This window comes from Rheinheimera soli, assembly GCF_021290985.1.
GTDB classification, from domain to species: domain Bacteria; phylum Pseudomonadota; class Gammaproteobacteria; order Enterobacterales; family Alteromonadaceae; genus Pararheinheimera; species Pararheinheimera soli.
Window position 1 is genome coordinate 55,537 of the sequence record NZ_JAJOYU010000018.1, and the last position, 23,416, is coordinate 78,952.

General features: G+C 45.2%; 24 protein-coding genes. 13 read left to right on the forward strand and 11 right to left on the reverse strand.

The annotated features are described in order from the left end of the window. Positions 1–16 precede the first annotated feature (16 nt). From LSG37_RS13430 to rpmH, 6 genes are all read right to left on the reverse strand, one after another. Complete coding sequence (locus tag LSG37_RS13430; protein WP_233080363.1) at positions 17–1,048, reverse strand: virulence RhuM family protein; 1,032 nt, start codon at positions 1,046–1,048, stop codon at positions 17–19. A gap of 14 nt (positions 1,049–1,062) precedes the next feature. Beyond that, positions 1,063–2,427: a tRNA uridine-5-carboxymethylaminomethyl(34) synthesis GTPase MnmE gene (gene mnmE / locus LSG37_RS13435; protein WP_233080364.1), complete on the reverse strand. Its 1,365-nt coding sequence runs from the start codon at positions 2,425–2,427 to the stop codon at positions 1,063–1,065. A gap of 86 nt (positions 2,428–2,513) precedes the next feature. Then, complete coding sequence (yidC, locus tag LSG37_RS13440; protein WP_233080365.1) at positions 2,514–4,148, reverse strand: membrane protein insertase YidC; 1,635 nt, start codon at positions 4,146–4,148, stop codon at positions 2,514–2,516. Between the two features lie 3 nt (positions 4,149–4,151). Beyond that, positions 4,152–4,415, reverse strand: coding sequence for a membrane protein insertion efficiency factor YidD (gene yidD / locus LSG37_RS13445; RefSeq protein ID WP_008897166.1), 264 nt, complete (start codon positions 4,413–4,415; stop codon positions 4,152–4,154). Beyond that, the gene (rnpA, locus tag LSG37_RS13450) at positions 4,367–4,738 is read right to left on the reverse strand and encodes a ribonuclease P protein component (RefSeq protein ID WP_127026396.1); all 372 of its coding nucleotides are present in this window, start codon (positions 4,736–4,738) and stop codon (positions 4,367–4,369) included. The genes yidD and rnpA overlap by 49 nt, the downstream gene beginning before the upstream one ends. 19 nt (positions 4,739–4,757) lie before the next feature. Continuing rightward, entirely contained in the window at positions 4,758–4,892 is a 135-nt protein-coding gene (gene rpmH / locus LSG37_RS13455; protein ID WP_008897167.1) for a 50S ribosomal protein L34, read from the reverse strand. Positions 4,893–5,338: 446 nt separating this feature from the next. Here rpmH and dnaA point away from each other — a divergent pair, with 446 nt between their 5' ends. The 11 genes from dnaA to LSG37_RS13510 all read left to right on the forward strand — a co-directional run bounded on the left by dnaA (position 5,339) and on the right by LSG37_RS13510 (position 18,324). Next, positions 5,339–6,700, forward strand: coding sequence for a chromosomal replication initiator protein DnaA (gene dnaA, locus LSG37_RS13460; protein WP_008897168.1), 1,362 nt, complete (start codon positions 5,339–5,341; stop codon positions 6,698–6,700). Positions 6,701–6,712: 12 nt separating this feature from the next. Beyond that, positions 6,713–7,822 (forward strand): DNA polymerase III subunit beta, encoded by a 1,110-nt coding sequence (gene dnaN / locus LSG37_RS13465; protein ID WP_008897169.1) that lies wholly within the window; start codon positions 6,713–6,715, stop codon positions 7,820–7,822. 3 nt (positions 7,823–7,825) lie between these two features. After that, the gene (gene recF / locus LSG37_RS13470; RefSeq protein ID WP_233080366.1) at positions 7,826–8,926 is read left to right on the forward strand and encodes a DNA replication/repair protein RecF; all 1,101 of its coding nucleotides are present in this window, start codon (positions 7,826–7,828) and stop codon (positions 8,924–8,926) included. Positions 8,927–8,928: 2 nt separating this feature from the next. Next, positions 8,929–11,349, forward strand: coding sequence for a DNA topoisomerase (ATP-hydrolyzing) subunit B (gyrB, locus tag LSG37_RS13475; RefSeq protein WP_233080367.1), 2,421 nt, complete (start codon positions 8,929–8,931; stop codon positions 11,347–11,349). A gap of 135 nt (positions 11,350–11,484) precedes the next feature. Next, entirely contained in the window at positions 11,485–12,366 is an 882-nt protein-coding gene (locus LSG37_RS13480) for a sce7726 family protein (protein WP_233080368.1), read from the forward strand. A 3-nt stretch (positions 12,367–12,369) separates the two neighbouring features. Further along, on the forward strand, positions 12,370–13,317 hold the full coding sequence (locus LSG37_RS13485) for a sce7725 family protein (RefSeq protein ID WP_233080369.1): 948 nt from the start codon (positions 12,370–12,372) through the stop codon (positions 13,315–13,317). A gap of 126 nt (positions 13,318–13,443) precedes the next feature. Next, positions 13,444–14,355 carry an RES family NAD+ phosphorylase gene (locus LSG37_RS13490; protein ID WP_233080370.1) on the forward strand — a complete coding sequence of 304 codons (912 nt, stop codon included), beginning with the start codon at positions 13,444–13,446 and terminating at the stop codon, positions 14,353–14,355. Positions 14,356–14,522: 167 nt separating this feature from the next. After that, the gene (glyQ, locus tag LSG37_RS13495; protein ID WP_233080371.1) at positions 14,523–15,455 is read left to right on the forward strand and encodes a glycine--tRNA ligase subunit alpha; all 933 of its coding nucleotides are present in this window, start codon (positions 14,523–14,525) and stop codon (positions 15,453–15,455) included. Beyond that, a complete protein-coding gene (glyS, locus tag LSG37_RS13500; protein ID WP_233080372.1) occupies positions 15,455–17,512 on the forward strand; it encodes a glycine--tRNA ligase subunit beta in 2,058 nt (685 codons plus the stop codon). The genes glyQ and glyS overlap by 1 nt, the downstream gene beginning before the upstream one ends. Before the next feature lie 139 nt (positions 17,513–17,651). Continuing rightward, positions 17,652–18,026, forward strand: a complete 375-nt coding sequence (locus tag LSG37_RS13505) for a type II toxin-antitoxin system RelE/ParE family toxin (protein WP_233080373.1) — start codon at positions 17,652–17,654, stop codon at positions 18,024–18,026. Further along, positions 18,019–18,324 carry a helix-turn-helix domain-containing protein gene (locus LSG37_RS13510; RefSeq protein ID WP_233080374.1) on the forward strand — a complete coding sequence of 102 codons (306 nt, stop codon included), beginning with the start codon at positions 18,019–18,021 and terminating at the stop codon, positions 18,322–18,324. The genes LSG37_RS13505 and LSG37_RS13510 overlap by 8 nt, the downstream gene beginning before the upstream one ends. A 15-nt stretch (positions 18,325–18,339) precedes the next feature. Here LSG37_RS13510 and LSG37_RS13515 read toward each other — a convergent pair whose 3' ends face one another. From LSG37_RS13515 to tusA, 4 genes are all read right to left on the reverse strand, one after another. Then, entirely contained in the window at positions 18,340–19,080 is a 741-nt protein-coding gene (locus LSG37_RS13515) for a LytR/AlgR family response regulator transcription factor (protein ID WP_233080375.1), read from the reverse strand. A 26-nt stretch (positions 19,081–19,106) separates the two neighbouring features. Then, on the reverse strand, positions 19,107–20,114 hold the full coding sequence (locus LSG37_RS13520; RefSeq protein WP_233080376.1) for a sensor histidine kinase: 1,008 nt from the start codon (positions 20,112–20,114) through the stop codon (positions 19,107–19,109). Beyond that, positions 20,114–20,842: a hypothetical protein gene (locus tag LSG37_RS13525; protein ID WP_233080377.1), complete on the reverse strand. Its 729-nt coding sequence runs from the start codon at positions 20,840–20,842 to the stop codon at positions 20,114–20,116. The genes LSG37_RS13520 and LSG37_RS13525 overlap by 1 nt, the downstream gene beginning before the upstream one ends. Before the next feature lie 152 nt (positions 20,843–20,994). Then, on the reverse strand, positions 20,995–21,249 hold the full coding sequence (gene tusA / locus LSG37_RS13530) for a sulfurtransferase TusA (protein ID WP_233080378.1): 255 nt from the start codon (positions 21,247–21,249) through the stop codon (positions 20,995–20,997). Between the two features lie 183 nt (positions 21,250–21,432). Between tusA and LSG37_RS13535 the strand changes: the two genes are divergently transcribed. Together LSG37_RS13535 and LSG37_RS13540 are read left to right on the forward strand one after the other, a co-directional pair. Beyond that, on the forward strand, positions 21,433–21,846 hold the full coding sequence (locus LSG37_RS13535; protein WP_233080379.1) for an HI0074 family nucleotidyltransferase substrate-binding subunit: 414 nt from the start codon (positions 21,433–21,435) through the stop codon (positions 21,844–21,846). Next, on the forward strand, positions 21,843–22,160 hold the full coding sequence (locus LSG37_RS13540; protein WP_233080380.1) for a nucleotidyltransferase family protein: 318 nt from the start codon (positions 21,843–21,845) through the stop codon (positions 22,158–22,160). Before LSG37_RS13535 ends, LSG37_RS13540 begins: the two co-directional genes overlap by 4 nt. Positions 22,161–22,238: 78 nt before the next feature. Here the strand turns inward: LSG37_RS13540 and fadA are convergent, their stop codons facing one another. Continuing rightward, complete coding sequence (gene fadA, locus LSG37_RS13545; protein ID WP_233080381.1) at positions 22,239–23,405, reverse strand: acetyl-CoA C-acyltransferase FadA; 1,167 nt, start codon at positions 23,403–23,405, stop codon at positions 22,239–22,241. Positions 23,406–23,416 lie beyond the last annotated feature (11 nt).

A 23,416-nucleotide genomic window follows, 5' to 3' on the forward strand; every position in this document is an offset into this window, starting at 1 on the left:
TTTATCTGGCAAAGTGTTACTTCTTGTGTGGCTTATCGTGTTGCACTTTACTGATCATTTTGTCAAAGTCACTTTCAAACAGCTGATCCTGAATAACTCTATACTTATCAAACTCCGACTCTGCATATTGTTTTGCAAGAGCCGCACTGATAGAACCGCTATCTTTTAGAACTTCACGGTCATCAAATTCTAAAAATGCGTCCAACCTTTTGGACCAGTCTTCCATGGTCATGGGTATTTTGCGTCTGGCTCTTTCTTCCGCCAAATCAAGGTAGGCGTTGACTATTCGGCCCAAAGACTGCAATTCGTCCTGACGAAGATAATTTTTCGCCACGTCAATATCTGTTTTCAGGATTTTACCTTGAGGTGCTTTAGCCCAATTGGTTAATCCCATATGAGGTTGAGTGCTATCGGCTCGTTCTTTGATCAACTCAGCAGCCGTATGGCCATGAATAGCAAAATGCAGTTTATTTTGTACTGTGGCAAAAAATTGTTTGGTGGTTGGCGCATCTTTGTTGTAATCGATGCTGGAGGCATAAATGTCGGTAATTTTTTGGTAAAACCGCCGTTCCGACAGACGGATTTCACGAATTTCTTCCAACAAACGCTCAAAATAGTCTTCCCCAAGGAAACTACCGTTTTCCATGCGTTCTTTGTCAATGACATAACCTTTAATGGAAAATTCTCGCAGCACTTGGGTTGCCCATTGTCGAAACTGGGTAGCACGAAGCGAGTTAACCCTATAGCCAACGGAGATAATAGCGTCCAGGTTGTAGAATTTTTGCTTACGGCTTACTTGCCTGTTTCCCTCTGTTTGAACTTGTAAGAGTTCTTTACAAGTTGCTTTCTCTGTAAGTTCACCATCGGCATAAATGTTCTTCAGATGTTGAGTAATATTTTGTGGCTGAACTTCGAAGAGCTGAGCCATAAGCTTCTGACTTAACCAAATAGTGTTATCTTCATAACGTGCTTCAATACTCTGTTCACCAGACTGTCCAGTGAATATAAGAAATTCAGCGGTACTGTTACGGATAAGTTTAGTCGTCACACCGTCTCCTTAACTTATTTGCCGATACAAAAGCTCGAGAAAATCCTGCCCAATAAATCATCCGAACTAAATTCGCCGGTAATTTCATTCAGGTGCTGCTGAGTCAGGCGCAGTTCTTCGGCTAACAGCTCGCCCGCTAAGTGGTTATGCAACTGAGCATCGCCTATGGCCAAATGCTCTGCAGCGCGTTCCAGCGCGTCTAAATGGCGGCGGCGGGCGATAAAGCTGCCTTCGGTATTGGCGTCAAAACCCATGCAGGCCTTTAAGTGATCCCGTAACTCTTCGATACCGGAATTGGTTTTGGCCGAGATATGAAATACCGGATAGTCACCGTCCTGGCTGGCACCTGTAGTTTCGCCTGTTAAGTCGGCTTTGTTGCGGATCACTGTTAAGCCTAAGTCTTTAGGTAAACGTGACATAAAATCTGGCCAAATCTCTGCCGGGCTGGTGGCGCTAGTCGTGGTGCCATCAACCATAAAGAGTACGCGGTCTGCTTGTTCTATTTCCTGCCAGGCGCGTTCTATCCCTATTTGTTCCACTTTGTCTGTGGCTTCACGTAAACCTGCAGTGTCGATAATATGCAAAGGCATACCGTCGATATGAATATGTTCTCTCAGTACATCACGGGTAGTGCCCGCTATTTCTGTCACTATTGCGGCTTCACGGCCTGCCAAAGCGTTTAATAAACTGGATTTTCCGGCATTGGGTCGGCCTGCAATCACTACGCGCATACCTTCACGCAATATGCTGCCTTGAGTGGCTTGTTTCTGGATGCCAGCTAAATCAGAAATAATGTCTGCTAAGTCACCTGCTACTTTGCCATCAGATAAAAAGTCGATTTCTTCGTCCGGAAAGTCGATAGCGGCTTCGACGTAAATCCGCAGGTAAATCACTTTTTCGACCAGGTCGTGTATTTTACGCGAGAACTCTCCCTGCAATGAATGCATAGCGGAGCGGGCTGCTTGTTCAGAGCTTGCGTCAATTAAGTCGGCTATGGCTTCAGCCTGAGTTAAATCTAATTTGTCGTTTAAAAATGCCCGTTCGGAGAACTCGCCTGGTCGCGCTATACGCACATCTTTCATTTCCAGCACTCGGCGCAGCAGCATATCTAAAAGTACTGGGCCGCCGTGGCCTTGTAATTCCAGCACATCTTCACCGGTAAAGGAATTGGGGCCTGGGAAATACAGCGCTATGCCCTGATCCAGAGTCTGCTTTTGTGCATCTAAAAACGGCAGGTATTCAGCAGTACGAGGTTTAGGTACTTTGCCCAGAATGGCTGAAGCCACTGCAGACACGGCAGGGCCTGATACCCGGATTATTCCTACACCGGCACGACCTGTGGCTGTGGCCTGAGCTGCAATAGTGTCTGTGCTGTACATAAAACCTCGTCTTAAGAAACCAAATGTTCAAATGTAGAAAAACAAAAAGGCCTGAGAACAGGCCTTTAAAGTGTAGCTCAGGAGCCTTAGGCCTTAGTGTATAAGCCTTTCTTCTCCATACCACGGTAGATATACAGCATCTGGGCTAAAGAAATCAGGTTGCTGACTAACCAGTACAGTACCAGACCACTTGGGAACCACAGGAAGAATACTGAGAACACCACTGGCATCCACAGCATAATTTTTTGCTGCATAGGATCTGTCACTGTCATAGGCGTCAGTTTTTGCATCACAAACATACTGATACCAAACAGCACTGGTAATACGTAGTAGGGGTCTTGGGTGGATAAATCCTGGATCCATAACATAAACGGAGCCTGACGTAATTCCACACTCTCTACAAACACCCAGTACAAAGCCAGGAAGATAGGCATTTGCACCAGCATAGGCAAGCAGCCACCCATAGGGTTTACTTTTTCTTTGCGGTACAGTTCCATCATGGCAGGGCCCATTTTTGAGCGGTCGTCTTTATAACGTGCCTGCAGTTCGTCAATTTTTGGCTTCAGATTACGCATCTTGGCCATAGACTCGTACTGCACTTTGGTCAGCGGGTACATCGCACCTTTTACCAGCAGGGTGATCATAATAATGGCAACACCCCAGTTGCTGACAAAACTTTGAATAAAGGTCAGTAACCAGAATAATGGCTGAGAGATAAAAAATAAGAAGCCGTAGTCCACTGTCAGATCCAGGCCATCCGCAATAGCTGCTAAGTTATCCTGATTTTTGGGGCCAGCATAAAAAGTAGAAGCTATAGTCAGGTTTTCGCCAGCAGCAATAGTTAATTCAGGGCCTTTGACGCCAACTACACCATTGCCATTATTCACTAAGCTGTATAACTGGTTGTCTGCAGTTTTTTCCGGAACCCAGGCTGCAACAAAATAGTGCTCCAGCATAGCGACCCAACCACCTTTAGTGGATTTAGCCAGGTTGGTTTCCTGCATATCTTCAAAATCGTATTTTTCATAACGTTTTTCAGAAGTAGAGAACGCCGCACCACGGTAAATAGGCATCATCATATTGCTGCCTTCGCCGTTATCAATGGTTTGCACCAGATGTTGATAAGGCTGAACCAGCTTAGTGCCTGTTGTGGTATTTTTCAGCAGATATTCTACCCGGACATCATATTTGCCAGCGGTAAAGGTGTAGCGTTTTTCAATCTCTAAGCCGTTGTGGCTGAAAGTTAAAGGCACTACCACTTGCTGTTCGCCATTGGCAAGCGTGTAACTGGTTTGGGCTGCACTGTAGACAGGACGACCGCTGTTGCGTTTGTCATCCGGGCCATCGGCCAATAAGCCTGACTGAGCCACATACTCAAAACCATTGAGCTTACGCATCAGCTGATAAGGCTGGTCGCTGTCTTTGGTTAAAGTAAAAGCAGGCAAAGTTAAGTCAACAATATCGCCACCTCTGGTGTCGATTTGCACTTTTAATACATCAGTGCTGACAGTGATCACTTGCTGAGCTGCAACAGCAGCTGCAGGTTGAGCCGAAGTACCTGAACTGCTTAATTGCAAATCCGCTGAACCAGCAGAACTGGTTGTGCTTTGTTCAGTAACAGGAGTTACTGGTTTAGGCGCGTGATCGGTTTGCCATGCTTGCCATAACAATAAGCTAACGAAGGCGAGTGCGATTACTAATAAACTGCGTTGAGAATCCATCTGTTAGTTAGTCTCTTTCTGCTTTTGTGGAACCGGGTCTTCACCACCGGGATGTAAGGGGTGACATTTTAATAAACGTTTTGTAGTTAACCAACCACCTTTTACGGCACCAAAGCGTTCTATGGCTTCAATAGCGTAATGAGAACAGGTGGGATAAAACCGGCAACTGGGTCCAAATAACGGACTGATCAACTTCTGATAACCACGTACAGTGGAAATTAGCAGTCTTGCACCAGTGTTTTGTATTGGCGAGCTATTTTGCCCCATAACTTATCCAGTTGCTTGTGCAATTCTTCATTGGGCGTGTTGCTGATATCACCTTTTACCATCAAAACTAAATCAACAGGCGGAAGTTCATGTTGGTGTAGCCGAAAGCTATCCCGTGAACATCTTTTTATACGGTTTCGATGCGTGGCTAATTTAACACGTTTTTTGGCAATAGTCAGACCAAGTCTTGGATGAGTAGACTGAGTAGGTTTACACAATATGGTAAAGAGAGGAGAAGAAACCCTGAAAGGATTTTGGAAGACATTGTCGAATTCGCGGGGAGTTAACAGACGTAACTCCCTGCTGAATGTATAGCTGACCACGCAGCGCTTACGAATCTGACTAGACTGTTAAGCGCTTGCGGCCTTTAGCACGACGACGTGCAATCACTTGGCGGCCATTTTTAGTAGCCATGCGAGCACGGAAGCCGTGGACGCGAGCACGTTTTAAAACGCTAGGTTGAAATGTTCTTTTCATAACTTCGTCCGTCCGGTCGATATTTACTAAGGGTCTGTGTTTTAGTAAAAACCAAAACGCAGCGATTAAAAAAGAGCGCGAATTCTAAGCGGGTCGGCAGCTGTTGTCAATGCAGATCCTTGTGTTTCTGCTGATCTGATCATTATTTTTTATCGATCTTTAAAAGTTGTCCACAAGGCAGGTGGTTCAACTGGGATAAAATGTGAGTTGTTTTAAAAAATTTGTGTTTTTGGACCGCTTTGGTCTTATATTTTGCTTACATATCAGCAAATAGAATAAGATGTTTATTCTTTTATAAAACAAGTGGTTACATATTGTTTTTTCCGCTCGTCGCATTTTTGCAAAAGTCAATATTGAACTTGTGGATAAGATCGTATGATAATGCTGCTCTTTTCACTTACGCCTGCCTAACTAAATAATAATTATTAGGGGCTTTTGGAGATATGGTGTATCAGTCCGTTTGGAAAAATTGCCTCGAAGCGCTCCAGGCCGAGCTTCCAGCTCGTGATTTTGGAACCTGGATCCGTCCATTACAAGCTGACAGCTCGCATGACGCACTGACTTTGTATGCGCCTAACCGCTTTGTGTTGGATTGGGTGCGTGACAAATACCTGAACCGGATCAATGAACTGATCCAAGGCTACTGTGGCGATCATGCGCCACGTTTACGTTTTGACGTAGGTTCAACCCAAAAGCCTTTGGCCGCACCTGTGAATCAATTGCCACGCATTGCACCTGCTGCAGCTCCGGTGGCCGCTATGCCTGAGCCAGCGCCAAAAACTATAGTGAATAGCAACGTTAATGCGAAACACAACTTCGATAACTTTGTAGAAGGTAAATCGAACCAGTTAGCGCGCGCTGCTGCCAAGCAAGTGGCCGATAATCCGGGTACTGCGTACAACCCGCTGTTTTTATATGGCGGTACAGGTTTAGGTAAAACTCACTTATTGCATGCGGTCGGTAACGGCATTCTGGCGAAAAACCCAAATGCTAAAGTCATTTACATGCACTCAGAACGTTTTGTGCAGGATATGGTAAAAGCCTTACAAAACAATGCGATAGAAGAATTTAAACGCTATTACCGTTCTGTGGACGCACTGCTTATCGATGATATTCAGTTCTTTGCAAAAAAAGATCGGTCCCAGGAAGAGTTTTTCCATACCTTTAATGCCTTACTTGAAGGTAACCAGCAGATCATTTTAACCAGCGATCGTTATCCAAAAGAAATCGACGGCGTGGAAGAACGCTTAAAAAGTCGTTTCGGTTGGGGTTTAACTATCGCCATAGAACCACCAGAGCTGGAAACCCGGGTTGCGATCCTGATGCGTAAAGCGCAGGAGATCAATATTCGTCTGCCTGAAGAAGTAGCGTTTTTTGTCGCTAAACGTCTTCGCTCTAATGTGCGTGAATTAGAAGGGGCGTTAAACCGTATTTCGGCCAACGCCAACTTTACTGGCCGTCCTATTACCATCGACTTTGTGCGCGAAGCATTACGCGATATGCTGGCGTTACAAGACAAGTTAGTCACAATCGAAAATATTCAAAAAACTGTGGCCGAGTATTACAAAATACGGGTGGCGGATTTATTGTCGAAACGCCGCAGTCGTTCAGTCGCCCGTCCTCGTCAAATGGCGATGGCTTTGGCGAAAGAGCTGACCAACCACAGTTTGCCAGAAATCGGTGATGCTTTTGGTGGCCGTGACCACACCACTGTTTTGCATGCGTGTCGTAAAATCGAATCGTTAAAAGAAGAGACGCATGAAATTAAAGAAGATTTCCAAAACTTAATTCGAACATTGTCTTCATAATAGGGAATGGTGATGCAATTTACTATTGAACGCGACGCTCTGCTCAAACCCTTACAAATGGTGTCAGGTGCTATTGAACGGCGCCATACTTTACCTATTTTGTCGAATGTGTTGATTGAGGCGCGCGAAGACGGTCAGCTCATTCTGACTGGTACCGATTTAGAAATCGAACTGGTGGCCATGTCACCTATCCAGCAACTGATAAGCCCAGGCCGTATTACTGTGCCGGCGAAAAAGATTCTGGATATTTGCCGCAGCTTGCCCGACACCTCTTTATTAAGCGTTACAGTGCAAGGTGATAACTGTGTCGTCAGCACAGGCAAAAGTAAATTTACTTTATCTACGTTGAGCGCCAACGATTATCCAAATTTAGAAAGCTGGCAAGGCGAGGTCGACTTACAGTTGCCACGCAATCAGTTGCGTCATTTATTAGACGACACTGCATTTTCTATGGCAAACCAGGATGTGCGTTATTACCTGAACGGTTTGTTATTTGAAGTAGATAACGGCACTTTACGTTCTGTCGCTACCGACGGTCACCGTCTGGCGATGAGTTCCATTGAACTGGCTGCGACGGCCGGTCATCAAAAACAAATCATTATTCCGCGCAAAGGCGTGCTGGAAGTAATGCGTTTACTCATTGCGGATGATCAGCTGGTGACTTTAAGTTTAGGTCAAAACCATATTCGTTTAACCGACACTCAATTCAGCTTCAGCTGTAAATTGATTGACGGCCGTTTCCCTGATTATCGTCGTGTATTGCCACGCAACAGCACTAAGCTGGTGACAGCACACCGTGATGTATTAAAAGACTCTTGTGTCCGAGCTTCTATTTTATCGAACGAAAAATACCGTGGTGTACGTTTTACTTTGAGTTCAGGCGAACTGCAAATTGTGGCCAATAACCCTGAGCACGAACAAGCGGAAGAAAGCATTGAAGTGGAATACCAGGGCGATACGCTGGAAATTGGTTTTAACGTGGGCTACTTGCTCGACGTATTGAATACCTTATCAACCGACCTGGTCGTGCTGCATTTAAGTGACGGTAATTCCAGTGCGCTGATTGAAGGTGTAGCCGGTAAGTCAGGCGCTATGTACGTTGTGATGCCAATGCGTTTATAGTGAATGGCATTAAATACGCTTAGAATTCAGCAGTTTCGCAACATTGCCGAAGCTCAATTAGAGTTTCGTTCCGGGATAAACCTGATTTATGGCGAAAATGGCAGCGGCAAAACCAGTTTGCTCGAGGCCATTTATTATTTGGCGCATGGCCGTTCTTTTCGCAGCAGCAGACCAGAAAAACTGATCCGCTATGAACAACCGGCATTTTTACTGAATGCCAAAGTTGAAATGGCGCAGCAGATATTAAATCTCGGCTTGCAGCGCGAACGTGAAGGCGAACTACGGATGCGTTTAAACGGGGAAGACCTGAACCGTGTCTCTGAACTGGCGCAATTACTGCCGGTTCAACTAATTACCCCAGAGAGCTTTAAGCTTTTATTGGGAGGCCCAAAAGAAAGACGGCAGTTTTTTGATATGGGATTGTTTCACGTGGAACACAGTTTCTATTCCTTGTGGAGCAAATTGCAGCGTGTACTGAAACATCGCAATGCGTTGTTAAAAACACAAAAGCGTTATAACGATGAATATGCTTACTGGGACCAAAACCTGGCCAGTTTGGCATTTGAATTACAGGCGTTACGCCAGCGTTATATTTCGGCTTTAGATGCAGCGGTTCAGCCATTATTGGTTGATGCGCCTTGGGCTTCGGGTTTAACCATGCAGTTGTATTCAGGCTGGCCTGAACGCATCGATACACCAGAGCAATTGCAGCAATTATTGCAGCAAAATTTTCTGCAGGATTTGCGGCTAGGACATTGTCAGTTTGGCCCACAAAAGGCGGATTTAAAGCTGAAAGTAGCGGGTCAGGCGGTAGAAGAAGTGTTGTCGCGTGGACAACTTAAAGTATTACTCTTTGCGCTGAAAGTTGCGCAAAGTAACGTGATTTATAACTACGGTCATAAAAAGCCAGTGTTATTAATTGATGATTTGGCCTCGGAATTAGACGATAATTCCAAGCGTCATATATTTAGTTTTTTAAACACCATTAACTCGCAGGTTTTTATTTCAGCGATTAATACTGATCAGGTTCTGCCAGCAATACCGGATGTGAATCCAGCATTGTTTCACGTGGAACACGGACAGATAACAATACGGACAGAATGAAGATGGCCGAAGAACATATTTACGACTCGTCGAGTATCAAAGTATTAAAAGGCCTGGATGCCGTACGTAAAAGACCCGGTATGTATATCGGTGATACGGACGACGGTTCAGGCTTACACCACATGGTATTCGAAGTCGTCGACAACTCCATCGATGAAGCCTTAGCTGGCCACTGTACTGACGTGTGGGTCACTATCCATACCGACAACTCAGTATCAGTACGCGACAACGGTCGTGGTATTCCTACAGATATGCACGAAGAGGGTGTATCTGCAGCTGAAGTGATCATGACGGTATTACACGCCGGTGGTAAATTCGATGATAACTCCTACAAAGTATCAGGTGGTTTGCACGGTGTAGGTGTATCTGTAGTAAACGCTTTATCTGACAAGTTAGAGCTGACCATTCGCCGTAAGCAAAAAGTGCATTCACAAATCTACCGTTTAGGTGTGCCAGACGCGCCTTTAGCTGTGGTAGGTGAAACTGAAGGCACTGGTACTTCTATTCGTTTCTGGCCAAGCCCAACCATTTTCAGCGATATCAATTACCACTACGATATTCTGGCCAAACGTTTACGCGAATTGTCCTTCCTGAACTCTGGTGTCAGCATTATTCTGACCGACGAGCGTGATGACAAAACCGACCATTTCAAATACGAAGGTGGTATCGAAGCTTTTGTGCAGTACTTAAACCGCACCAAAACTCCGGTTCACCAGAAAGCCTTTTACTTCACCTCACACCGTGAAGAAGATGGTATTTCTGTTGAAGTAGCTATGCAGTGGAACGATTCCTTCCAGGAAGGCATTTACTGTTTCACTAACAACATTCCACAACGGGATGGTGGTGCTCACTTAGCAGGTTTCCGCTCCGCGTTAACCCGGGTGTTAAACACTTATATTGAGCACGAAGGCTACGCTAAAAAAATGAAAGTTTCGGCCACAGGCGACGACGCCCGTGAAGGTTTAACCGCTGTGATCAGCGTTAAAGTGCCGGATCCAAAGTTCAGTTCTCAGACCAAAGACAAGCTGGTTTCCAGTGAAGTGAAGTCTGCAGTTGAAAGTGCGATGCACGAAAAACTGAACGAATACCTGTTAGAAAACCCGGGTGAAGCCCGTATCATTGTTGGCAAAATTGTTGACGCAGCCCGTGCACGTGAAGCCGCTCGTAAAGCCCGTGAAATGACTCGCCGTAAAGGCGCGTTAGATATCGCTGGTTTACCAGGTAAATTGGCCGACTGTCAGGAAAAAGATCCAGCATTATCAGAACTTTACCTGGTAGAGGGTGATTCTGCGGGTGGTTCTGCCAAGCAGGGCCGTAACCGCAAAAACCAAGCTATTCTGCCGTTAAAAGGTAAAATCCTGAACGTAGAAAAAGCCCGTTTCGACAAGATGATTTCATCTCAGGAAGTAGGCACGCTGATCACAGCTTTAGGTTGTGGTATTGGCCGTGACGAATACAACCCGGACAAAACCCGTTACCACAGCATCATCCTGATGACGGATGCTGACGTCGATGGTTCTCACATCCGTACTCTGTTATTGACCTTCTTCTACCGTCAAACGCCAGAGCTGATTGAACGTGGTTATATCTATATTGCTCAGCCGCCTTTATACAAAGTGAAAAAAGGTAAGCAAGAACAATATATTAAAGACGATCCGGCTTTAACTGAATACTTAACCACACTGGCGCTGGATGAAGCTACTCTGCATGTCAATGCAGACGCTCCTGGAATTGGTGGCCTGCAGCTGGAAACTTTGGTGCAGCTGTACCATAAAGTGTCAGCCACTATCACCCGTTTAAGCCGTAAGATCCCATCGAACTTACTGAACGAACTGGTGTATGTGCCTGCTCTTACGCCTGAGCTTTGCAAAGACGCTGCTTTAGCCGAAAGCTGGGCCAAGCACATTGTGACTCGGTTACAAGAGCGTGAAGGCGATGGTTCAAGCTATGCGCACGCTATAGTCGAAGACCGCGAACGTCATCTGTTTATACCAAAAGTCATTATCCGCCAGCACGGTATCGACAACGAATACCTGCTGCATTACGACTTTATCACCTCAGTAGACTACGGCCGTATTGTTGAATTAGGCAGCGCTATAGCTGACCTGATTGAAGAAGGTGGTTATGTGCGTCGTGGTGAAAAAATCAAGCCAATCGAAAGCTTCGTTGAAGGGCTTGAATGGCTGATGGCTGAATCCAAACGTGGTTTATATATCCAGCGCTATAAAGGACTGGGTGAGATGAACCCTGAGCAGTTATGGGAAACCACCATGGATCCAAATACTCGCCGCATGCTGCGCGTGACTATTGAAGACGCCATAGGTGCCGACCAACTGTTCAGCACACTGATGGGTGACGACGTAGAACCACGCCGTAACTTTATCGAAGAAAACGCGCTGCGGGTTGCAAACCTGGACGTGTAAGTTTGTTGGTACGCTAACAAATGCAAAAAAGCAGGCTGAGTTAAGCCTGCTTTTTTATTCGTAAAGTCTAATCATTCTGTATATGCTAAGCTTCTGCTTTAAATAGATTCGAAAATATAGGTCGGAAAATCATTCATGGATTCAATTGCACTTGCTGCAACGTCACGCTTATTCAGCTCTTCATTGATGCAAGAGTTCGCTACAAGAGGGCGTTCACCAACCTTTGCAAGATTGCTAGAACAATCAGATTTGACCATGAAGTTAAAAAGCACAGCTTCAGTAAAAGACGTCTTTGAACTTGCATTCAATACTTTGAAAAAAACAGAGTATAGAAATGAATACTCTTACAAAGCCGCTTTAATCCAAAAAGTGTTATTGGGGCGACATAGCCTGAAGTCAGCATCCTTGCTAACTGAATTTAGAGTGGGTAGGTGTAAAGCTGATGTTGCTATTCTTAATGGTACTTCTTCTGTATACGAAATTAAATCTGAAAGAGATTCTTTGGCTAGGCTGGAAGAGCAAATATCAGAGTATCGAAATTTTTTTGCGAGAGTTAATGTTGTAGTTGCGGAATCTCATCTATCTGGGGTTATGAGAATAGTGCCCCAAGACGTAGGTATATATCTGCTAAGCGACAGGTTTCAGCTATCAACCATACGAGAATCTGTTGAAGATGTCTCAAAACTTGATTTATCTACTCTGTTTGAATCCCTTCGAATTGAGGAGTCATTGAAAGTATTAGATATGCTTGGACTTAAACGACCCGAAGTGCCTAACACTTTGATGTACGAAGCAGCAAAAGACATTTTTTTAACACAAGAAAAAGATAGTGTTCATAAAGCAATAGTTTCTGTTTTGAAAACTAATAGAAGTTCTGTTAGCCTAAGCGAATTGATATCAAACTTGCCAGAATCTCTTAAGCCAATGCTACTAACAACTCAGATCCGGAAAAAGGATCATTTAAGGCTGTTATCCGCCATTAATACTCCAGTTGTTGAAGCTCTTAAATGGAATTAAATAATGTATTACCCGTATTTTAGAGGAAAACAATACGATTTAATCACTATACGGGAGCAGTCAGACTTGATTGCATCTGCAGGGTTCATACCAATAATTGAACCTGTAAAGGAAGCTATAAACGGCTTAAAAAGGACTTTAGAAAGCTTGAGGTTAAGCAATGGAAGTGCGGTAGTTATCTTGAATCCAGCTAACGGCTTTTATAAGGACGATAATACACAGCCAATTCGAGATATTTTGACAGAAGATTTTGGTGAATATAGAAATTTCCTTGCAGGCATCTTGTTAGTTGAACAAACGGATTTGCATGAGATCCAAAGCCTTTTACAAGAACATTCAGATCGCCCGATAGCATTTATACATGCGGGATTTTCTGCGCCGAAACTAATACTAGAACTCAATATTCCATCTGAAACTCACATAACCCATATCTTCATTGAGCAGTATTGTGGAAAGTTATATCGAAAACATTTTGCAGGAGCAAATAGAGTATTAGTTAAAGATGGCTTTAAAAAGCGTTCGGCGAACAAGCTACACCCAGATGTCGAACCTTTTTCAGACCTCCATATTACTTATACGGAGGAGTCTGTTGACGGCTTTGGTGATTTTCTAATAGTTGGCGATGACTATTCTGAAAGTGGTGGGCCTGCTTGGTCTGTCGCTATACATATAACGTTTATAGACCATGAAAATGACGATGAAATGTATTTGTATCACTTCAAATCTGACAGAAATGATACACCCACTGATCCTGCAGGTAAGTTTCTTGAAGCCTTAGAAAAATTGGTTACTAATGTTGGTGACAGTGAGACAAAAATATATCGAACATCCGCTATAGAAGAGTTTATAAGGCTATACCAATCACAACACTTCCCGGGTCTTGGTTATGTGAAAAAGTTATCTATGCAACATCACATAGAAACAATGGCTCATTATTTATCGAAACAATAGAAAGGGTGTCACAGGGAAATGGAATGCTGTGCAAATTGCTTTGGAGACACCTTTTTCAGGTATGGTCTATTCCCTCTACTTATTCCCAAGTCTGGGCGATGCGGCTATTGTGAATCTGATAATCAAATGCTTGTTTTACCGTCTGACTTAAGACATCAGTTTGAAGAAATTATCGATAGCTATGTAGAAGACCCGAAAGGTTTGAATCTCGTAGATTGCCTCATCGCCGACTGGGGACTATTCAAAGGAATTAATCCCAAAACAGCACAAGTCCTGCTAACTGATATTCTTGATGATGGCAATATTGTTAGGAAAAAATTCATACTTCCTCCTCATTCGACAGAAGGTTCGGTAAATTGGTCAGCATTCAAAGAAGAAATCAAACACGATAATCGATACTTTACGAAGAACAAGGTTGAGCTAGAAAATAGTGTGATAAAACTATTTCCCCACATGTTACTTGTAAATGAGCAAATGCCTGAATTTTGGTTTAGAGCCAGAATTCAGCTAGGAAAAACCCCTTATCCTGCTGAACAAATGCTAGCTCCACCAAAAGAGGTGGTTAGCCACGGTAGGGCAAATCCTGCTGGAATACCGTATTTGTATCTCGCGTCGTGTTTGAATACGGCAGTCTCAGAAGTAAGGCCTCATACAGGAGACGCTGTTAGCATATCCAAAGTGAAGCTTAAAGATAGGCTTAGGCTTATAGATTTACGAGAGCCGAAAGCGAGAGCTTCAGTGTTCGAATTATTTTGGGCTGTAACTGATTTATCTGCAGCAAAACAATCAGTTGAGTTCTTGGAGGAGCTAGGCAAAGAGTTAGCTCGGCCAGTCCAGAGGCAAGCTGCGGCCTATGATTATGTTCCCAGTCAATACCTTTGCGAACTTATAAAAGTTTCTGGTTATGATGGTGTTGTTTACAGGAGTTCTGTTGGTGACGGATTTAATGCAGCTATTTTTTCCCAAGAAGCTAGCGAAGTACTTGACGTAAAGTCAGTTTGTGTTGATAGGGTGAGTGTTAACATTCAGGACCTATAAGTCTATTTCAACATTTGGTAATCACTTCTTTTACTCGATTGCATTAAATAATCTGCACTCCCAAAGATCAAATAGAACAAAAACCCATAAAAAACGCGGCTTAGCGCTACAGTTCAGCGGCGCAAATAGGTATACTTTTCAGTCATTTTTACCAGCAGGTCAGGCTAATGCAAAAGTACGATATGAAGACCTTCCAGGGGTTGATCCTGGCATTACAAGATTATTGGGCACGCCAGGGCTGCGTTATTGTTCAGCCGCTGGATATGGAAGTAGGGGCCGGTACTTTCCATCCTATGACTTTTTTACGTTCTTTAGGCCCTGAGCCGACTAACGTTGCTTATGTGCAGCCTTGCCGCCGTCCTACCGATGGCCGTTACGGTGAAAACCCAAACCGTCTGCAGCACTATTATCAGTTTCAGGTGATCTTAAAGCCGTCGCCAGCCAATATTCAGGAGCTGTATTTAGGTTCCTTACGTGAACTGGGTATTGATACCCTGGTGCACGACATTCGTTTTGTCGAAGACAACTGGGAATCGCCAACGCTGGGCGCCTGGGGTCTGGGTTGGGAAGTGTGGCTAAACGGCATGGAAGTGACTCAGTTCACTTATTTCCAGCAAGTAGGTGGCTTAGAGTGTCGTCCTGTCACAGGCGAAATTACCTATGGTTTAGAGCGTCTGGCGATGTACATCCAGGGCGTCGACAGTATTTATGATCTGGTATGGGCTGACGGTCCTTTAGGCCGTGTCACTTATGGTGATGTGTTCCACCAGAACGAAGTAGAGCAGTCCACTTATAACTTTGAATATGCTGACGTGCCAGCGCTGTTTGCTTCTTTCGACCAGTGTGAAGCTGAAAGCCAGAAGCTGATTGAAGCAGGTTTGGCTTTACCGGCTTATGAAAAAGTAATGAAAGCCTCACATGCGTTTAACTTACTGGATGCCCGTCACGCCATTTCTGTGACCGAGCGTCAGCGTTATATTCTGCGGGTGCGCACTTTGGCTAAAGCCTGTGCTGAAGCCTATTTCGCTGCACGGGAAAAGTTAGGTTTTCCCCTATGTAGTGATAGCAAGCGCCGTAACCAGTCTAAGCAGGAGGCATAATGTCTGCGCAAGATTTTTTCGTAGAAATTGGTACCGAAGAGTTACCACCAAAAGCTTTAAAAACCTTAGCTACTGCCTTTAGCGACAATATTGTTGAAGAGCTGGCAAAACAGAATTTAAGCCATGGCGACGTCAACTGGTACGCAGCGCCACGCCGTTTAGCGGTTCGTGTGAATCAACTGGCGTTACAACAGCAAGACAAAGTGGTAGAAAAACGTGGCCCGGCTTTAGCTGCCGCTTTTGATGCCGATGGTCAGCCAACCAAAGCTGCTGCAGCCTGGGCTGCATCAAACGGTATTACGGCTGAGCAGGCCGAGCGTTTAGAAACAGACAAAGGCGCCTGGTTAATTCATAAAGCGCTGATTAAAGGCGAAAGCACAACGGCTTTATTACCAGCTGTGATCACCACAGCTTTAGCTAAGTTGCCTATTGCCAAGCCAATGCGCTGGGGCAATTCAACGGCCGAATTTATCCGCCCTGTGCACACTGTCACCTTGTTATTAGGTGACGACGTAGTACCAGCTACTATTTTGGGCAAAGAGTCGGGCCGTGTTAGTTATGGTCACCGTTTCCATGCGCCAGCTTTGGTAGAAATCAAAAATGCCGATGCTTACTTAAGCACGCTGGAACAGTCTTACGTCATTGCCGATTTTGCCAAACGTAAGGCCATTATTGCTGAAAACGTGGCAGCTCAGGCCAAAGCCTTAAACGGCGTGGCGCTGATGGATGATGCTTTGCTGGAAGAAGTTGCTTCTTTAGTTGAATGGCCAGTTGTGCTGGTAGGTTCTTTTGAAGAACGTTTCCTGCAGGTTCCAGCTGAGCCGTTAATTTCCACCATGAAAGACAACCAGAAGTATTTTCCGCTGGTTGATAACAATGGCAAGTTACTGAATAAATTCATCTTTGTGGCCAACATTGCCAGCAAAGACCCAAGCCAGATTATCTCTGGTAACGAAAAAGTAGTGCGCCCACGTTTATCTGACGCTCAATTCTTTTTTGTCACAGATGCCAAAACCAAACTGGTGGATCGTCTGTCAGCTTTAAGCACAGTATTGTTCCAGCAAAAGCTGGGTACTTTATTAGAGAAATCAGAGCGTATCGCCAAAGTAGCTGCTTTTATTGCCGGAAAAATTGGCGCTGATGTACAACACGCCGAACGTGCTGGTTTGTTATCTAAAACCGACTTAATGACCAATATGGTGGGCGAGTTCCCTGAAGTGCAGGGTGTGATGGGTATGCATTATGCGCGTCTTGACGGTGAGCCAGAAGCTGTGGCTGTAGCGCTAAACGAGCAATACAAACCACGTTTTGCCGGTGACAGCCTGCCAAGCCAGCTCGAAGCTTGTGCTGTGGCCATCGCCGATAAAATGGATTCGCTGGTCGGTATTTTTGGTATAGGTCAGGCGCCAAAAGGCGATAAAGACCCGTTCGCCTTACGCCGTGCTGCTATTGGCGCGCTGCGTATTATGGTGGAAAAACAGTTACCACTGGATCTGATAGAACTGATTGAATTCAGCAAAACCACCTTTGGTGACAAGCTGACTCAGCAAAGTGTATCCGACGAAGTGCTGGACTTTATGCTTGGCCGTTTCCGCGCCTGGTACGAAGGCGAAGGTTTTGGAGTTGACGTGATCCAGGCTGTATTAGCCCGCCGTCCAACCAATCCGGCCGACTTTGACCGCCGTGTTAAAGCCGTCGCTGAATTCCGCAAACTGGATGCCGCTTTAGCTTTAGCTGCTGCCAATAAGCGGGTAGCGAACATTCTGGCCAAAGTGACAGAAGCTATTCCTGCCAGCATCAACAGCACTCTGCTGAGCGAAGAAGCCGAACAAGCTCTGTATAAGGCCATAGTGGCAGAACAGGCCTATCAGGCGAATGTGAGCAGCTATGCTGAAGGTTTAAGCCATCTGGCCGCCATGCGCGATGTAGTAGACCAGTTCTTCGACAAAGTCATGGTCAACGCCGACGATGCAGCAGTACGTTTAAACCGTCAGGCTTTGTTACAGCAATTACGTGAATTATTCCTGCGTGTAGCGGATATTTCTGTACTGCAGTAATTTGTAACTGATTGATAATAATTAAAAAAGGAGCTTCGGCTCCTTTTTGCTTTCTGCTGCACAAATACTTTCCGCAGCTAGATAGCAGAAAAGTGTAACCCTTGGTGCTATACTTTTACCCATATGCGAGGGATTGCTTATGCGGCTATTAACCAACAGAACCTTTCGACGCTGGGCTGAAAAAGAAGGTCTGACAAATGTAGATCTTTGCCACGCTTTGGCAGAAATAGAAGCTGGTTTGATCGATGCCGATTTAGGTGGTGGCGTAATTAAAAAACGTATCGCTTTGGCTGGTAGAGGTAAAAGTGCCGGGGCCCGAACTCTGCTTGTGTATCGTGCAGCAGAACGAGCTGTTTTTGTGTATGGGTTTTCAAAAAGTGATAAAGCCAATATTACATCTATCGAGCTTAAAGCCTTAAAGAATCTAGCTTCAGAGCTGCTTAGTTATAACGAAGGCATAGTCGACCAACTGGTGCGATCCGGTGTGTTTACAGAGGTAAAAATTGATGGGTAACTCTATTCTGGAGATGGTGCAGGAAACGGCAAGCGATTTACATACAGCCGGAGTATTAAAAGACCAAACATTAAGGGACTTTGATCTGTTGTGTTTGCCCGCCGTGGAGGAGTTTGATGCGGAGCAAATCAAACAAATCCGCTTAGATAACAAAGCCAGTCAGGGTGTGTTTGCCGCTTATCTGAATACCAGCAAATCTACAGTACAAAAATGGGAGCAGGGCCAGAAAAAGCCGAATGGCCCTTCACTAAAACTGCTGAATCTGGTCGCTAAAAAGGGTCTGGAAGTGTTGGCTTAGTGTGGGATTAGCAACTCACTGATTTAACCACTTTCTAAACAACGCCGTTCTGGTTTTGCTGCTGATCGCCGGTTCTTTATCGCAGCTTAGCACTACGGCTACGGATTCTTTGTTATAAGGCTCTACCTGCAAGATGCTGCTGATATGCAGGATATCACTGCGGTTCAGCCGGAAGAATTCGCTGGGGTCGAGCTGGGTTTCTATATCGCCTAAATTGGCTTCCGTCAGTATATGCACGCTGTTGTTTTTATCTGTGGCCAATAGTATGCCGTTGGCGGCACGAATAAGCAAAATATCGGCGACTGGTAAAATAGATAAGCTTTGGCCTTTGCGTAATAAAAAGCGTTTTTTATAAGCCGGAGCTGCGGCTATAACGGGCTGCTGCAGCTTATGTTTAAGCTGGGCAAAGTTCAGCATGGCTTCGGCAAATCTGGGGTAGGAGAAGGGTTTCAGTAAATAATCCACCGCCTGGTATTGAAACACCTGCATCCAGTATTGATCGTAAGCTGTGGTAAAAAGCACAGGACAAGGCAAATCCAGCTGCTCTAACGCAGTAAATACCTGGCCATCTGTCAGCTCTACATCGGAGAAGATTAAATCCAGTTGCACAGCTTTAGGACCTGCACTGAAAAACTCCAGTACCTGAGCTACAGAACTTAGTTGAGCAACTATCTCTACATCGGGCTGATATCGTTTCAGATAACCTGCCAGCTTTTCTGCTGCTAAAAGCTCGTCTTCAATAATCAGTACTTTCATGGCTAATCCTTGCTTATGCTGCTTGTTTACACACTATGCTGCAGCGGCACTTTCACTATAAATTCGTCGTTTTGTATCACTGCTATCGGCTTACCAAGCAAGGCCAGACAACGTTCAGATAAATTTGTTAAGCCAGTGCCTGTGCCGGGCTGAGCAAAAGCTTTGGGTCTTAGTAAATGGCGAACTATCAATTGGTTGTGCTGCAGTTCCAGTTGAATCCACAAAGGCTGGTCGGCTGAAGCGCTGTTATGTTTTACAGCGTTTTCCAACAGCAGCTGCAGGCAGCAAGGCACTAGCTGATAGTTTGTTTGCTGTTGCGGCTCAATATTTATTTGCAACTGAAAACTGGACGGAAAACGCTGTGCCAACAGTGCCATATACTGCTGTGCAAAAGTCAGCTCTTCCGCTAGTGACACCAGCGTTTTATTGCCTTGTTGCAACTGGTAACGGTAAATATCGGCAAAATGGTCGAGAAACTGTTCGGCCTGGTCCGGGTTTTTATGAATAAGTACAGAGAGCACATTTAAGTTATTAAATAAAAAGTGCGGGTCCAGCTGTTGTTGTAGCAATCGCAGTTTGAGCTGCTGGTTATGCTGCTGCGCCTGCATAAGCTCCAGTTGCTGTTGTTGCTGGCGTTTTAATGCCTGCCATAGCAGGTCTGCACCCGCTATTAAGCTATGCACCAGCAGATACATCAGGCTGACCCGCAGATACTGCTGCAGTACCAATGGCTGGCTAGTTACTGTGTCTATTAGCAGCTGTAGTCCTGTCATCAAGCTAACAAAAATCAGCAAACTTAAGCCAAAGCTTTGGCTATAACGCTGCAGCAATGAAGCCGCAGCGCGTTTCGCCCAAAGTACAGCATCTAACTTGCGGCTTAACCAAAGCGATAATACAGCCTGCAAGGTTAGCCAGATCGGGGCATCGGCATGAAATTGTAGCTGTTGTCCTGGCGCTGTTTGCAGCAGTGCCAGATACAACATCAAACCATAGGAAAACGCCAATAACAGTAAACAGGTTTTTAGCTGTTTCATTAGTTCACCTGCACTGCTTCTGGTAAACGCATCAGTTCGCTGCCATCTGCGGCATAAAACACCAATTGAGGTTGTCCATCTGTGCCCACCGCCATTTCAATTCGTTTATTTCCTTGTGGATCATTAAGTTGCAGCATTGCCTTTTTGTTTAATGTGCCATAAAAAGCCCGTCTGTTACCATGAATATCTGGGTGGAGTTGCTCCAGTTCTTTGATCTTGGCTGCAGCCTCAGCATCGCCTTTTTCAGCGGCAAACATCAGTTGCATATAATCATCAATAGGGTATTGCGGCCTGTCTATTATGTTCAGGCCTGAGATCAGCATACCGTCCTGCTCTATATGCTGCAGCGCCAGGCTTTGGTCCTGATTGTAACGGTCAAAAGATAAATGCAGGCCATGCTCCACTTTGCCGTCTTTTTCAAAACCACGGAACACAAAACCACCGTTTTCTGTGCCTTCGTCATTGTAAAAAATCATGCCTGGGCGTGGGCCCGGATCAAAAAACTCTTTGCCATCTTTTATGGCTTTAGGCGCATGGCCTGTATTGGCTATCACCAAACGTGGATGACCGCTGGGTTCCATCACATTAATACGCTGCACATTCAGTTCACGCACTGTGCTGCTGTCGCTTGGCAGCAGCTGGGTTTTAATGGTTAAAGCCGCCAGCGTTGTGATTAACAGCAGGTTTAAGTTGGTTTGGTTAAAGATTTTATTAGTCTGTTGCATCATGTTTTACCTTTATTGTTAGTAGTCAGGAGTCTTGATGCAGGCAGTGTGGCGGAATGGCGTTGGCCCTTACAGAGCGAATCCATAAGGGGCAGAAAGTAGTCAATAAAGGGCGGAAAAAACTAGTTAAAAGAGTGTGGAGGGGGATTGAATGCTTAGCCGGACTTTTTTACTAAGTAACGAAAAGGTTTAGCACTGGTATCGCTGGCGACCAGTTCATGTTCCATAAAACGGCAAAAGGCTGGTATATCGCGGGTAGTGGCAGGGTCGTCAGCAGTGATCAACAGCGTCTGGCCCGCCGTCATTTTACGAATAGCCAAACGGGTTAACATCACTGGCTCAGGGCAACGTAAACCTAAAGTATCCAGTTGCTGATCTGCTGATGCAAATAACTGTTCCGGATTTGACATAGCTGTTGCTCCACAACGTACATACTAAAAGGGCGCTTATGCTAACTTAGCTTATTGGTGCTGAAAAGCCGGAATTGAGCGAAAACCTCTACTTCAGGCTAAGATTGGGCAAAAGGACGTAAATTACTATAGGTACAGGCAATCATTTATACATAGTTCGAGTGATGCGACAGGAGCCAGCGAGTGTATCATTTACTATCTACAACAACGCCTTTGGATAATGCGACCAACAGGTTACGGTATGGCTGGTTAAGATATCAGCAAGATACCAACGACATTCAGATACGAGATGGTTTAATGCTAAGGCTGAAATTTACTTATGAAATCAGCCATAAAATGCTGAAACGTTACCTGGAAATGGCGTCGGCTACCCCTGAACTAGTTGATCAGATGCCTTTTCAGGATTTGATCCGCACCGGTAATGAGCAGGGTTTATTACTCGGAAGCTGGCCGGACTGGCGTTTGTATCGTGAAATGCGTGGCAAAACCAGTCATAGCTACGATGAAGCTGTGGCTTTAGAAGTGGTGGCAGGTATTCCAAAGTTTTTAGCTGAAGCCAGCTATTTATCTGAGCAGTTACAAAAGAGAATGGCATGAGCATCAATCAGTTAGATATTAGTTCTGAACATTTGGCCATAGTGCAGCAGATTTTGCGACAACTGCTGCCTTCCTGTGAAGTCTGGGCTTTTGGTTCACGCGTGAAAGGGGCCGCTAAGCCTTTTTCTGATTTGGATTTGGTGGTTATGTCACAGCAGCCTTTGTCTTTAGCCTTAATGGCCAGTTTACACGAAGCTTTCTCACAATCTGATTTACCGTGGAAAGTAGATATTGTGGATTGGTCGACAACAAGCCCGGATTTCAAGGCTGTGATTGATCAGCAGAAAGTAAAAGTTCAGGCGGTGGTGTTTTAAAGCCTCTGTTGCATTTCAAAGTACAAATAAAAAGGGCTGGCCAAAGCCAACCCTCTTATTCAAAAGCGCAGCTGATATTTATTCAACTCGCTCAAATACTGTCGCTATGCCCTGGCCTAAACCAATACACATAGTGGCTAAGCCGTATTTGCCGCCTTTGTCTTCCATCACGTTAATCAAGGTTGTGCTGATACGTGAACCAGAGCAGCCCAGCGGGTGACCTAAAGCTATGGCGCCGCCGTTTAAGTTCACTTTGGTGTTCATATATTCCAGCAAACCTAAGTCTTTCATCACAGGCAGAGCCTGAGCTGCAAAGGCTTCGTTTAATTCGGCGTAGTCGATATCGGCAATAGTGATACCAGCAGCTTTTAACGCTTTTTGACTGGCTGGCACTGGGCCGTAACCCATGATAGACGGGTCACAACCAGCTATACCCATACCAATGACTTTAGCTCGGATTTTTAAACCCAAAGCTTTGGCTTTTTCTTCGCTCATCACCAGCATGCCAGAAGCACCGTCTGATAATGCAGAAGAAGTACCTGCAGTCACAGTACCGTTGGCCGGGTCAAACACCGGACGTAAAGCGCTCAGAGCTTCTACTGTGGTTTCAGGACGTATTACTTCGTCGGTATCAAATACTTTTAACACGCCGTCAGCGTCATGGCCTTGCACTGGGATAATTTCGTTTTTAAAACGACCTTGCAGCGTGGCTTCATAAGCTAAACGGTGTGAGCGGGCGCCAAACTCGTCTTGTTGCTGACGGCTGATGCCATGCAGTTTGCCTAAGAGTTCAGCCGTTAAACCCATCATGCCTGAAGCTTTGGCGATGTTTTTGCCTAAACCCGGGTGGAAATCTACACCGTGAGTCATAGGTACATGGCCCATATGTTCCACACCACCAATTAAATACACCTCACCCATGCCAGTTTGAATGGCACGCACTGCGTCGTGTAAGGCCTGCATCGATGAACCACAAAGACGGTTTACCGTGACTGCTGGCACTGAATGTGGAATACCTGCTAATAACGAGGCGTTACGGGCGACGTTAAAACCTTGTTCCAGAGTTTGTTGTACACAACCCCAGATAATGTCGTCTATCTCGGCCGGATCTAAAGCCGGATTACGCTCAACCAGAGCGGCCATTACATAAGCTGATAGTTCTTCAGCACGCACGTTGCGGAAGATACCAGCTTTAGAACGACCCATAGGGGTACGAATACAATCAACGATCACTGCTTGTTTCATTTGTTTCTCTC